We start from the raw sequence: 12999 nt of genomic DNA on the forward strand, positions 1-12999 counted from the left end.
ATGGAAATCCGCAATACAGAAGCCGAGCTGCAGCGATTCAGGCTGCGCGCATGGGTGATGAGCGTGGTGGTGCTGCTGGCCTTCGGGCTGGTGGTGGCTCGCTTGCTGGTGCTGCAGGTGCAGCGCCATGAGGAGCTGGCCGAGCGCGCCGAAAGCAATCGCACGGCCGTGGTGCCCATCGTGCCCAACCGGGGCCAGATCCTGGACCGCAACGGCGTGGTGCTGGCCACCAACTACTCGGCCTATACGCTGGAGATCATGCCCTCGCGCGCGGGCAACCTTGAAGAGACCATCGACGGCCTGGCCGAGATCGTCGAGATCACGCCACGCGACCGGCGCAAGTTCAAGCGCCTGGTGGACGATTCCCGCAGCTTCGACTCCCTGCCCATCCGCACGCGCCTGACCGATGACGAGGTCGCGCGCTTCGCCGCGCAGCGCTACCGCTTCCCGGGCGTGGACATCAAGGCGCGGCTGTTCCGCACCTACCCCATGCAGGACACGGCCAGCCACGTCATCGGCTACATCGGCCGCATCAACCAGCGCGAGAAGGAAGCACTGGAAGACTCCGACGACGCCGCCAACTACCGGGGAACCGACGTCATCGGCAAGCTGGGCGTGGAGCAGAGCTACGAAACCGACCTGCACGGCCAGACCGGCTGGGAAGAGATGGAAACCTCGGCCGGCGGCCATGCCGTGCGCAAGCTCGGCAGCCGCCCCGCCACGCCCGGCGACAGCCTGGTGCTGTCGCTGGACATCAAGCTGCAGCGCATGGTGGAGGAGCTGTACGGCGACCGCCGTGGCGCCCTGGTGGCCATCGATCCGCGCAGCGGCGAGCTGCTGGCCATGGTCAGCCGCCCGACCTTCGACCTGAATCTCTTCGTCGATGGCATCGACCAGGAAAGCTGGACCGCGCTCAACGAATCCATCAACCGCCCGCTGCTCAACCGCGCGCTGCGGGGCACCTATCCGCCGGGCTCCACCTACAAGCCCTTCATGGCGATTGCCGCGCTGGAGTCGGGCAAGCGCCGCCCCGACACCACCATCATGGACAACGGCAGCTGGACCTTCGGCGGCCACACCTTCCGCTCGGGCCACCCCAACGGGCCGACCAATCTGCGCCGCTCCATCATCAAGTCGTCCAACGTGTACTACTACATGCTGGCCAACGACATGGGCGTGGACATGATCCACGACTACATGAAGCCGCTGGGCTTCGGCCAGATCACCGGCATCGACGTGCGCGGCGAGGCGCGCGGCGTGCTGCCCAGCACCGAGTGGAAGCGCAACACCTACAAGCGGCCCGAGCAGAAGAAGTGGTACGCGGGCGAGACCATCTCGCTGGGCATCGGCCAGGGCTACAACAACTTCACCATCCTGCAGCTGGCCAACGCCATGTCCACGCTGGCGGCCAAGGGCGTCAAGCACCGGCCCCACCTGGCCGTGGGCCGTGTGGATGCCGTGACGCAGCAGTTCTCGGCCATCAACAAGGACCCCGGCACCAGCATGGGCTACAAGCCCGAGAACGTGGAAGCCGTGCGCGCCGCCGTGGCCGCCGTGACGGTGGAGGGCACCTCGCGCGGCATCTTCGGCAACGCGCCCTACACCTCCACCGGGAAGACCGGCACGGCCCAGGCCGTGGGCGTGCGCCAGAACGAGAAGTACAACGCCTCGCGCCTGTCCGAGTTCCAGCGCGACCACTCGCTGTACATCGCCTACGCGCCGGCCGACAACCCCACCATCGCCGTCGCCGTCATCGTGGAGAACGCCGGCTTTGGCGCCGCCGCCGCCGCGCCGCTGGCACGCCGCGTGTTCGACTACTGGCTGCTGGGCCGCTACCCCAGCCTGGAGGACATGGCCGCCATGCGCAAGGGCCAGGCTGGCGTGCCCATAGGCGCCCCGCGCCGCGTCTCCGAAATCACGCTGGACGCAGAAACCGTGAACCTGCCCGGCCTGCCGCGCTACGAGCCGCCCGAGGCATCGGCGCCCGTGGCATCCAACCGCGCTGCCGCGCTGCCACCGCCGTCTGCTGGCGAGCTGGAGGATTGAGAAAGCAAAAGAGCCGGCATTGCCGGCTCTTTGTTTTCTTGAGCAGCCTGCGTGCGCAGGCCCAGGCCTCAATGCCCCATGCGCCCGATGAACGCCGCGATCCGCTCGCTGGCCGGGTTGCCGAAGAACTCGGCCGGTGGGGCCTCGTGGGCGATGCAGCCCTGGTCGAAGAACATCACGCGGTCGGCGACCTCGCGGGCGAAGCCCATTTCGTGGGTGACCACGATCATGGTCATGCCGCCGCGTGCCAGCTCGCGCATCACGTCCAGCACTTCCTGCACCATCTCCGGGTCCAGCGCGCTGGTGGGCTCGTCGAACAGCATCACCTGCGGCTCCATGGCCAGGGCGCGGGCAATGGCCACGCGCTGCTGCTGGCCGCCCGACAGCTGCCAAGGGTACTTGTGGGCATGGGCCTGCATGCCCACGCGCTCCAGCAGGGCCATGGCCTTGGCATTGGCCTGGGCGCGCGGCGTTTTGTGGATGCGGCGCGGCGCCAGGGTCACGTTGTCCAGCACCGTCATGTGGCCGAACAGGTTGAACTGCTGGAACACCATGCCCACTTCGCAGCGCTGCTTTTGCAGCGTGGCTTCGTTGTCGGTGACTTCGACGCCGTCGATGGTGATGCGCCCGCCATCATGCGGCTCCAGCCGGTTGATGGCGCGCAGCAGCGTGGACTTGCCCGAGCCCGAGGCGCCGATGATCACCGTCACCTCGCCCGTGCAGAACTGCGTGGAAACGCCCTTGAGCACCTGGTGGCTGCCGAAGGACTTGGTGACCTTCTCGGCCACGATGTAGGGCATGCCCCGTGCCAGCTTGTCGGCGCTCATTTGTGGCGGCCCTCCACGTCGAAGCGGTACTCCACGGCAGCCGTGACCTGGGTCACCAGCGTGGTCAGCACCAGGTAGGTCACGCCCACGGTGACCAGGGTCTCCACGGGCTGGAAGGTGGCCGACTGGATGCGGTTGCCCACATTGGTCAACTCCACCACGCCGATGGCGTACGCCAGCGACGAATCCTTGAGCAGGGCCACGAAGTTGCTCACCAGCGGCGGCAGCGAGATCTTGAAGGCCTGCGGGAACACCACGTCCATGAAAACGCAGATGCGCGGCAGGCCCAGGGCGCGTGCGGCCTCGGCTTGGCCGCGTGGCACGGCCTGCAGGCCGGCGCGCACGGCTTCGGCGTTGTAGGCGCCCACGTTCAGCGCCAGCGCAATGCAGGCGGCGGCGAAGTCGGGCAGGTTCAGGCCCGGGATCAGCACCGGCAGCGCGAAGTAGATGAACAGGATCTGCACCAGCAGCGGCGTGCCGCGGATCGCCCAGACATAAAAGCCCGCGGCCCAGCGCAGGGCGGCCGTGCGCGAGGTGCGCGCCAGCGCGGCGGCGATGCCCAGCACCAGGCCGGCGGCGCCGCTGACCAGCGTCAGGTACAGCGTGGTGCGCGCGCCTTCGGCGAAGGTGTCGGCATTGGAGCCTATGGGCTCGGGCAGCAGGGACAGCAACTGCCCCAGCAGCGAAACCACGAGCACCATCAGCAGCAGGGCCGTGACCAGGGTGGCGTTGCTGCGCTGCGAGCGGCTCCAGTGGGCGGGCCAGAGGACGGTAAGCATAGGTGGGCTAGAAACAAAAAGGCGCCCTGCAAGTGGGCGCCGGTCGGGCAGATCTGCCCGGGGCCTCAGTCAGGGCAGCGGATGTCTTCGTGGAAGTATTTCTGCGACAGCTTGGCGTAGCTGCCGTCGGCCAGGGCTTCCTTGAAGGCCTTGTTCCAGGCATCGGCCAGCGACTTGTTGTCCTTGGCCACGGCGGCGGCAATGCGCTCGACCAGCAGCAACTCGCCCTGCTTGAGCTGGGCATTGGGGTTCTTCTGCTGCAGTTCCTTGGCAATGAAGCGTTCGGTCACCCAGGCGTCCACCCGCTTGGACAGCAGCGCATTGCGGGCTGCCTCGTTGGTGGGGAAGTTGACCAGGCGCTTGATGCCGGGCAGGTTCTTCTCCATGTACTGCATATAGGTGGTGCCGGTCTGCACCGACACCGTCTTGCCCGCCAGGTCCTTGGCCGAGCGGATGGCCGGGTCCAGCGACATCACGATGGCGCCAGAGCAGTAGTGGGGCTGGGTGAAGGTCACGGCCTTCTCGCGCTCGGGCGTGATGCCGTGCGAGGAAATCACCAGATCCCAGCGGTCCTGCTGCAGGCCGGTGAGCAGGGCGTCGAAGCTGATGGTCTTCCACTCGTACTTCACGCCCATCTTGGCGGCCATCATCTGGGCCAGCTCGACTTCGAAGCCGGTCAACTGCTTGCCCTCGAAATGGGCGAAGGGCGCGTAGTAGCCCTCGGTGGCCAGGCGCAGCGTGCCTTCCTTCTGGATGGCGTCGAAGGGGCGGGCCTGAACGCCGGCGGCGGTCCACAGGGCCAGCGCGGCGGCGGCGATGACGGTAAAGCGTTTCATGGAACTCCTGGGCTGTCGCTCAAGACCTGACCCCGGCGCCGCAGCATGAAGAAAGCGCCAAGGCACGCATCAGTGCATGGGCCATGGACGGCGGGGCCGGTTTTTTGCGGCTGGTCGGCTGGTCGGGTACGGCCGCTGGCAGGGGTGCGACATGCACCAGCCGCCGCAGCTCAAGGCGAAAAGTCGGCAATTATAGAAGGTTGCCGTCGCCAACGCCGATGGCAGGTGTTGCGAACGCCGCTGGCCCGTGCTCAGGCGATGAAGGCGTCGTAGCCGGTCTTGAGGATCAGCAGACTCACCACGCCGATGAAAATGCCGCGCACAAAGCCCGTTCCATGGCGCAGGGCCATGTGCGTGCCCAGCATGGCGCCCAGCACATTGGCCACCGCCATGGGCACGGCCAAGTGCCACCAGATATGGCCCTTGAGCGCGAACAGCGCCAGCGCCGCCAGGTTGGTGGCCATGTTCAGCAGCTTGGCCGAGGCCGATGCGTTCAGGAAGTCATAGCCCATCAGCCGCACGAACAGGAACACGAAGAAGCTGCCCGTGCCGGGGCCGAAGAAACCGTCGTAGAAGCCAATCACCAGGCCGATGGCGCAGGCGATCAGCGTCTCGGCGCGGCCCGAATAGTGCGGGGTGTGGTGGCGGCCCATATCCTTGCGCGCCAACGTGTAGACCAGCACGCCCAGCAGCACCAGCGGCAGCAGCCGGCGCAGGAAATCGGGGGAGATCTGCGTGACGGCCCAGGCGCCCGCAAAGGAGCCCGCCATGCCCACGCAGGCCGCCGGCATCATCGCGCGCCAGGGCAACCGCACCTTGCGGCCGTACTGCCAGGTGGACATGGCCGTGCCCCAGACCGAGGCGCTCTTGTTGGTGCCCAGCAGCGTGGCGGGCGGTGCGGTGGGGAAGGTGGCGAACAGCGCGGGCAGCAAGATGAGGCCCCCGCCGCCCACGATGGCGTCCACGAAGCCGGCCAGCATCGAGGCCAGCGAGACGATGATCCATTCCATAGGGCGGCGATTGTCGCACCGCCCAGGTGCCGCAGCAGGCTGGCCGCAGGCATAAAAAAAGCGCCGGACTTGCCGGCGCTCTGGGAAATGCATCTTGAGATGCTATTTATGAATGTTGATCTGGTTGTGTACGAGTTGTCTCCTCGGCCCCTCTTGTGCAGCACTGTGGTGCCGCGAGAGTGGGTGGACTTTAATGGCCGCACCTGGGTGGTGCATCGGGGATTTCCCGCAGTTACCGCAAAAGTGCGGGATTGCACCAGCAAAGGGCTGGAGCGATGATTGTCGGTTGCCGGACGTTCAGCGCATGCGCAGCACCAGCTTGCCGAAAGCACCTCGCTCCAGATGCTCCAGGGCTGCCGGCAGATCGGCCAGCGCGTATTCGCTGTCGATCACAGGTTGCAGCTTCAGCCAGTCCACGGCCCGCACCAGATCCTGCAGCGCACGCCGGTGTGCCACGCCGATGCCCTGAACGGTGGCGCGCCCCAGCAGCAGCGGATAGACCGAGCCGCGCAGCTCATCGCCCTGCAGATTGCCGATCACCGACACGCGACCGCCCTGTGCCAGGGCCGATAGCGAGCGGCCGAAGTTATCCCCCCCGGCCAGTTCCAGCACATGGTCGGCACCACGCCCTCCCGTGAGGGCGCGCACTTCGGCGGCCCAGTCGGGCGTGCGGTGGCGGTGGATGCCGTGGTCTGCACCCAGCTGCGCAGCCCGCGCCAGCTTGTCGTCGCTGCCCGAAACCACCACCACGCGCGCACCCTGCGCATGGGCAATCTGCATGGCGAACAGCGCCACGCCGCCCGTGCCCATGATGACCACCGTGTCGCCGGGCCGCGTGGGCGCGGACTCGGCTAGCGCGAACCAGGCGGTTGCGCCCGCGCACGTCAGGGTGCTGGCCTGCGCAAAGTCCAGCCGAAGGGGTGCGGCGACCAGGTTGTCTTCGCCCAGCACCACGTATTCCGACAGCATGCCCGGCCCGGGCGAGCCCAGCGGCAGGCTGGTGCGCGGCTGCACGCCGTCCTGCCAGCCGGCGAAGAAGGTGCTGATCACGGCGTCGCCAACCGCGAACTCCGAGACGCCCGGGCCGAGGGCGACCACCTCGCCAGCCATGTCCGAGCCGGGTACCAGGGGCAGGGCCGGCACCATGCCCATGCCATCGCGCAGGATCATCAGATCGCGGTAGTTCAGCGATGCCGCATGCACGCGCACCAGTACCTGGCCCCGCCCGGGCTCGGGAATGGGTACTTGCACCAGCTGCAGGTTTTCGTGGCCCAGAGCGGGCAGTTGCCATTGCTGCATGAATGGGGAAGACGCAGGCACGGTCATGGAAGGCGGTCCTTTCGAGGCAGGTATCAAACAGGACTTCAGTCTATTGATTCCTTCATAATTGCATTGATTCAATTGAGGCTATGGTTTGTAGAATTTATGGAACCAATTGCAAATGACAGGCTGGCAGGCGTCAGCGCTTTCGTCGCCTCGGCCGAGGCCGGCAGCTTCGCCCAGGCGGCCGAGCGCCTGGGCCTTACGCGCTCGGCTGTCGGCAAGGCCGTGGCGCGGCTGGAAGAGCGCCTGGGCGCGCGGCTGTTCGTGCGCACCACGCGCAGCCTGGGGCTGACCGAGGACGGCCAGATGTTCTACGAGCGCTGCGCGCAGGCGCTGGAGGACCTGGATGCCGCCCGGCACATGCTGGAAGCCGGGCGGCGGGAAGTGGTGGGACGGCTGCGCATCAGCGCACCCGTGGTCTTCGGCCGCCACCACGTGGCCCCCTTGCTGCTGGAGCTGGCGCAGCTGCATCCGCGCCTGCGCATCGAGGCCAGCTTCACCGACCGCCAGCTGGACTTCGCCGATGACGGCATCGACCTGGCCATACGCAGCGGGGAACTGTCTGACAGCGACTGGCTGGTTGCGCGGCCCCTTGGCATGCAAACCATGGTGCTGTGCGCATCACCCGCCTATCTGCAGGCCCATGGCGCGCCGCGCAGCGTGGCCGACCTGGCCGGGCATCGCTGTATTGCCTATATGCGCAGCGGCCGCGCCGCCCCCTGGAGGCTGGCAGGTGAGGATGGATCGCTGGCCTCGCCCGTGCTGGAGCCGGCGCTGGGCTTTGACGACATAGAAACCATTGCCACGGCCACGTTGCAGGGCGCGGGCCTGGCCCACATGCCGCTGTGGCGGGTGCGCAGTGCGCTGGACAGCGGGGCGCTGGTGCGCCTGCTGCCCGACGTGCCGGCCGCGCGCATTCCCCTGCATGTGCTGTGGCCGCGCACGCGCTTTCTGCCCTACCGGCTGCGCGTGACCATCGATGCGCTGCTGGCGGCGATTCCGCCGCTGCTGCAGGAGCAGTCCTAGGCGGCCAGCGCAACGGCCGGTTCCGTGCTCTCCCGTGCGGTCTCCTGGCCCTGTCCCTGCCGGTCCGCAAGAATCCAGCCGGCGGCCTTCTCCGCCATCATCAGCGTCGGGCTGTTGGTGTTGCCGCTGGTGATGCGCGGCATGGCGCCTGCATCGATCACGCGCAGGCCCTGTACGCCGCGCACGCGCAGGCGGCTGTCCAGCACGGCCATGGGGTCGTCGGCGCGGCCCATCTTCGTCGTGCCCACGGGGTGGAAGATGGTGGTGGCAATGTCGCCGGCCAGGCGCGCCAGATCCTCGTCGCTCTGGTACTGCACGCCGGGCTTCCATTCCTCGGGGACGAAGCGCGCCAGCGCGCTCTGGCTGACGATGCGCCGCGTCACGCGCAGGCTGTCGGCGGCCACCTGCCGGTCCTCGGGCGTGGACAGGTAGTGCGGCGCAATGGCCGGCGCCTGGCGGAAGTCCCCGCTGTGGATGCGCACCGTGCCCCGGCTCGTGGGATTGAGGTTGCAGACGCTGGCCGTGAAGGCCGGAAAGCCGTGCAGCGGCTCGCCGAAGGCGTCCAGCGACAGCGGCTGCACGTGGTACTGGATATTGGGGTGCTCCTGCTGCGGGCTGCTGCGCGTGAAGGCCCCCAGCTGGGAGGGCGCCATGCTCATCGGCCCGCTGCGGCGCAGCAGGTATTCCAGGCCGATGCCGGCCTTGCCCCACAGCGAATTGGCCATGGTGTTCAGCGTGCGCGCGCCCTTGATCTTGTAGACCGAGCGGATCTGCAGATGATCCTGCAGGTTCTCGCCCACGCCGGGCAGGTCGTGGCGCACGGCAATGCCGTGGTTCTGCAGCAGCGCGCCCGGGCCGATGCCCGACAGCTGCAGGATCTGCGGGGAGTTGACGGCGCCCGCGCACAGCAGCACCTCCTGGCTTGCCTGCACGTTGACCATTTCCGAGCCGGTCCAGACCTGGGCGCCGCTGCAGCGCAGGCCGCCGGCGGGCAGCTGTTCAAACAGCAGCTGGCTGACCTGGGCATGGGTCCACAGCTCGAAATTGGGGCGGCCATAGCAGGTGGGCCGCAGGAAGGCCTTGGCGGTGTTCCAGCGCAGGCCGCCCTTTTGGTTGACCTCGAAGTAGCCCACCCCCTCGTTGCTGCCGCCGTTGAAGTCCTCGGTGGCCGGAATGCCGGCCTGCTGCGCGGCTTCGGCAAAGGCGTCCAGGATGTCCCAGCGCAGGCGCTGCCGCTCCACGCGCCATTCGGCGCTGCCGCCTGTGCCCGTGCCGCCGTGCAGGGCACGAAAGCCCGCATCGGCGTTGCCGCCGGCATCAAGCCGCCAATGGCTTTCATGCTGGCGGAAGGCCGGCAGCACCTGGTCCCAGCGCCAGGCGTCGTCCCCGGTCAGCTCGGCCCAGCCGTCGTAGTCGCGGGCCTGGCCGCGCATGTAGATCATGCCGTTGATGCTGGAGCAGCCGCCCAGCGTCTTGCCGCGCGGATAGCGCAGGCTGCGGCCGTTGAGCCCTGCGTCGGGCTCGGTCTGGTAGAGCCAGTCGGTGCGCGGATTGCCGATGCAGTACAGGTAGCCCACGGGGATGTGGATCCAGTGGTAGTCGTCCTTGGCGCCTGCCTCGATCAGCAGCACGCGGCTGCGGCCATCGCGCGAAAGCCTGTTGGCCAGGAGGGCGCCCGCCGTGCCGGCGCCGATGACGATGTAGTCGAAGGTGGTGTTGCTCATGGAGATGGGCGGGCGTCCGCTGCGGGCCGGAACGTCCTTGGGAGCCGGGGTTGGTGCTTCGGCCCATTGTGCGGACGGCATGCGCACTGTCGAGAGGGAAAGCGCGCTGGACTCCTTTTTTTGCAGCATCGCATGCAGCAGTCATGGCTGTCGCGCTGGTTTTTTGATAAAAATTGCACGCGTAGGGCAAAGCTGTCGTCCGCACGGCGCCGCCAGGCAATCTGCGGCCCGTGCCGCTCGGTTATCCTGCGGTCTTGGCTGCAATGCCGCCCGGCCCTGCCTGCGCGCCCCGCCTTCGCAACCCCCAAGGACTTTCCGCACTTGTCTGCCCTCAACAATCCCCCCCAATGCAGCCTGCGCCGCGACAACGACGGCCAGTGGGCGTTGCTGACCGGCTCCTGGGGCGCGGCCGAGCTGGGCCGGCGGGCGCAATGGCGCAGGCTGCGTGCGCAGCTGGCCGATGCCAAGGGCGATGACCTGGGCTGGAACCTCGAAGGGCTGGACTGGCTGGACCACGTGGGCGCGCAGCTGCTGTGGAACCACTGGGGCCGTCGCCTGCCCGCGCGCCTGGCGGCCAGCGATGCGCAGCGCGCCATGCTCGAACGCGTGGGCCGTTTCTCCAAGGAACCTGCGCCGCCGCCCCCGCGCCCGAACCTGCTGGAGCGCATCGACAGCCTGGGGTGCCTGGTGATCAACGCCTGCGGCCATTTCGCGCAGATGACGCGGCTCATCGGCCAGTTGCTGATCGACCTGCTGCGCTTTGCGCGTGCGCCGCACCGGGGGCCCTGGCGCGACATCTCCGGCCATCTCTATTCCATGGGCGCCACGGCCCTGCCCATCACGGCCCTGGTGGGCTTTCTGATCGGCGTGGTGCTGGCCTACCTGATGGCGCTGCAGCTGCGCCAGTTCGGGGCTGAATCCTTCATCGTCAACATCCTGGGCATCTCGCTGATCCGCGAGCTGGGTCCGCTGCTGGCGGCCATTTTGGTGGCGGGCCGCACGGGCTCGGCCATCACCGCCCAGATCGGCGTCATGCGCGTGACCGAGGAATTGGATGCCATGCAGGTCATGGGCATACCGCACGGCTTTCGCTTGGTGCTGCCGCGCGCGCTGGCGCTGGCCATCGCCATGCCCCTGGTCTCGCTGTGGACCACGCTGGCCGCGCTGGCCGGCGGCATGCTCGCGGCCGACCTCACCATGGGCGTCACGGGCGCCTACTTTGCCGAGGCCCTGCCTGCCGCCGTGAAGATCGGCAACCTCTGGATCGCCATGGGCAAATCCGTGGTCTTCGGCGCCCTCATCGCCCTCATCGGCTGCCACTGGGGCCTGCGCGTGGAGCCCAATACGCAGAGCCTGGGCAAGGGCACGACGGCCTCGGTGGTGACGGCCATCACCATGGTGATCGTGGTGGATGCGATCTTCGCAATTCTTTTCAAAGATGTCGGAATCTGATGGCCATGGACACCGAAACCTCCTCCACGCCCGCAGCCGACGAGCCCATCGTGCGCATCGCCGGGCTGTGGAGCGTGTTCGGCGAAGGCGAGAACGCCTTTGCCGTGCACCAGGACCTGGACCTGGATGTGCAGCGCGGCGAGATGCTGTCCATCGTCGGCGGCTCGGGCACGGGCAAGACCGTGCTGCTGCGCCAGATGCTGGGGCTGCTGGAGCCCACCAAGGGCCGTGTCGAAGTGCTGGGCCGCCCGGCCAGCGAAATGGGCCGCGAGGGCGCCGCCAGCCGCGTGGGCATGCTGTTCCAGCATGGGGCGCTGTACTCGGCCTTCAGCGTGCTGGACAACGTAGCCTTCGCGCTGCGCGAGCAGGGCACGCTGCCCGACGAACTGGTGCGCGACGCGGCCCTGGTCAAGCTGCAGATGGTGGGCCTCAAGCCCGAGCATGCCTCGCGCATGCCGGCCGATCTTTCGGGCGGCATGATCAAGCGCGTGGCGCTGGCGCGGGCGCTGATCATGGACCCGCCCCTGCTGCTGCTGGACGAGCCCACGGCCGGCCTGGACCCCACCAGCTCCGACGAATTCTGCGAACTGCTGCGCGAGCTGCGTGCCGAGCTGGGCCTGACCGTCATCATGGTCACGCACGACCTGGACACGCTGTTCGCCCTGTCCTCGCGCGTGGCCGTGCTGGCCGAGAAGAAGGTGCTGGTCAGCGGCCCGCCGCGCGAGGTGGCCGAGTTCAAGCATCCGTTCATCGAGCATTTCTTCCAGGGGGAGCGCGGCAGGCGCGCGATGAGCACGGTATGAGAAGCCCCCCTGAGTCGCTTCGCGCCTTCCCCCCTCTCGCTTTGCGGGGGGGGACGACACCCTCGCGGCGGGGCGGCCCTTGCTCGGTGTCCCTCGCCTTGGGGTGCGCCGGTTTTGAAGGCCGCGCTCTGAGTGCTGGCCCTTGGGGCTGTGGCCCCATGCCTTGTTTTGCTGGGCTCAACGTTATGGACCATTGATATGGAAAACAAATCACATGCCATGGCGGCCGGCATTTTCGTGCTGGTCGTGGCGGCCCTGCTGGCGGGGTTGGCGATCTGGCTGACGCGCGATACGCGGCAGTACAACGAGTACGAACTGTCCACCAAGGACGGCATCAGCGGGCTGCAGGCCCAGGCTGCCGTGCGCTACAAGGGCGTGGCGGTGGGCAAGGTCACGCGGATCGGGTTCGATCCGCAGACCAATGGCAATGTGCTGATCCGCATCGCCATCGGTGTGAACACGCCCATCACGCCCACCACGTTCGCCGTGCTGGGCTACCAGGGCGTCACGGGCCTGGCCCATGTGCAGCTCGATGATGCGGACCAGCCCCAGCCCCAGCTGCCGCCCGGCCCCAGCGGCCTGCCGCGCCTGCCGCTGCGCTCGTCGCCGCTGAGCATGCTGGCCGACCAGGGGCAGGTGCTGCTGGAGCGCGCCGATGAAATCTCGCGCCGCCTCAGCGACATGCTGGACACCGACAACCAAAAGCGCGTGAGCCAGGCGCTGGAGAACATTGCGGCCGCCGCCGCAGGCGTGCAGCAGCTCACGCAGAACCTGGACCGCACGCTGTCCACCCAGGTGCCGCAGCTCGCCGCCGACGCCCACAACACCCTGCAGTCGCTGGAGAAGGCCAGCAACGGCGCCTCTGCCGTGGCCTCCGAACTGCAGCAGACCGTGCGCCGCGTGAACGCGCAGGACGGGCCGCTGGAGCAGATCGCCCAGAGCACGCGCGCACTGACCCGCATGGCCGACTCCCTGGGCCGCAGCACGGTGCCGCACGCCAACCGCGCGGCCGATGATGTCTCGCGCGCCGCGCGCCAGATGGGCACGGCGGCCAGCCGCTTCAGCGACAACCCGCAGGCCGTGATCTACGGGCCGGGCCAGGCCCGTCCGGGGCCGGGCGAGCCCGGCTTCGTCGCCCCGTCCGCAGCCACCCAGCCCTGACCGAGGAACCCC

At 68.1% G+C, this 12999-nt stretch carries 11 protein-coding genes; 5 read left to right on the forward strand and 6 right to left on the reverse strand.

All coding sequences use genetic code 11. The annotated features are described in order from the left end of the window. The gene (mrdA, locus tag DA1_RS19310; protein ID WP_034397867.1) at positions 1 to 2046 is read left to right on the forward strand and encodes a penicillin-binding protein 2; all 2046 of its coding nucleotides are present in this window, start codon (positions 1 to 3) and stop codon (positions 2044 to 2046) included. 68 nt (positions 2047 to 2114) lie between these two features. Here the strand turns inward: mrdA and DA1_RS19315 are convergent, their stop codons facing one another. The 5 genes from DA1_RS19315 to DA1_RS19335 all read right to left on the reverse strand — a co-directional run bounded on the left by DA1_RS19315 (position 2115) and on the right by DA1_RS19335 (position 6824). Then, complete coding sequence (locus DA1_RS19315) at positions 2115 to 2873, reverse strand: amino acid ABC transporter ATP-binding protein (protein WP_012202297.1); 759 nt, start codon at positions 2871 to 2873, stop codon at positions 2115 to 2117. Beyond that, entirely contained in the window at positions 2870 to 3652 is a 783-nt protein-coding gene (locus DA1_RS19320) for an amino acid ABC transporter permease (RefSeq protein ID WP_012202298.1), read from the reverse strand. Before DA1_RS19320 ends, DA1_RS19315 begins: the two co-directional genes overlap by 4 nt. 65 nt (positions 3653 to 3717) lie before the next feature. Beyond that, positions 3718 to 4488 (reverse strand): ABC transporter substrate-binding protein, encoded by a 771-nt coding sequence (locus DA1_RS19325; protein ID WP_013800225.1) that lies wholly within the window; start codon positions 4486 to 4488, stop codon positions 3718 to 3720. A 251-nt stretch (positions 4489 to 4739) separates the two neighbouring features. Beyond that, a complete protein-coding gene (locus DA1_RS19330) occupies positions 4740 to 5498 on the reverse strand; it encodes a sulfite exporter TauE/SafE family protein (RefSeq protein ID WP_034397868.1) in 759 nt (252 codons plus the stop codon). Positions 5499 to 5795: 297 nt separating this feature from the next. Further along, positions 5796 to 6824: a zinc-dependent alcohol dehydrogenase family protein gene (locus DA1_RS19335; protein WP_230590956.1), complete on the reverse strand. Its 1029-nt coding sequence runs from the start codon at positions 6822 to 6824 to the stop codon at positions 5796 to 5798. 99 nt (positions 6825 to 6923) lie between these two features. Here DA1_RS19335 and DA1_RS19340 point away from each other — a divergent pair, with 99 nt between their 5' ends. Continuing rightward, positions 6924 to 7847, forward strand: a complete 924-nt coding sequence (locus DA1_RS19340) for a LysR family transcriptional regulator (RefSeq protein ID WP_034397871.1) — start codon at positions 6924 to 6926, stop codon at positions 7845 to 7847. On the opposite strand, the gene DA1_RS19345 is transcribed toward DA1_RS19340, so the two are convergent. Further along, a complete protein-coding gene (locus DA1_RS19345) occupies positions 7844 to 9571 on the reverse strand; it encodes a GMC family oxidoreductase (RefSeq protein ID WP_034397873.1) in 1728 nt (575 codons plus the stop codon). The genes DA1_RS19340 and DA1_RS19345 overlap by 4 nt on opposite strands. Before the next feature lie 321 nt (positions 9572 to 9892). On the opposite strand from DA1_RS19345, the gene DA1_RS19350 reads away from it, so the two are divergent. The 3 genes from DA1_RS19350 to DA1_RS19360 all read left to right on the forward strand — a co-directional run bounded on the left by DA1_RS19350 (position 9893) and on the right by DA1_RS19360 (position 12987). Beyond that, positions 9893 to 11023, forward strand: coding sequence for an MlaE family ABC transporter permease (locus DA1_RS19350; protein WP_034397875.1), 1131 nt, complete (start codon positions 9893 to 9895; stop codon positions 11021 to 11023). Next, positions 11023 to 11826, forward strand: a complete 804-nt coding sequence (locus tag DA1_RS19355; protein ID WP_016448536.1) for an ABC transporter ATP-binding protein — start codon at positions 11023 to 11025, stop codon at positions 11824 to 11826. The genes DA1_RS19350 and DA1_RS19355 overlap by 1 nt, the downstream gene beginning before the upstream one ends. A 198-nt stretch (positions 11827 to 12024) precedes the next feature. Next, positions 12025 to 12987 carry an MlaD family protein gene (locus tag DA1_RS19360; RefSeq protein WP_013800229.1) on the forward strand — a complete coding sequence of 321 codons (963 nt, stop codon included), beginning with the start codon at positions 12025 to 12027 and terminating at the stop codon, positions 12985 to 12987. Positions 12988 to 12999: the final 12 nt, after the last annotated feature.

It is taken from the genome of Delftia acidovorans NBRC 14950 (genome assembly GCF_001598795.1).
Classification (GTDB): domain Bacteria; phylum Pseudomonadota; class Gammaproteobacteria; order Burkholderiales; family Burkholderiaceae_C; genus Comamonas; species Comamonas acidovorans.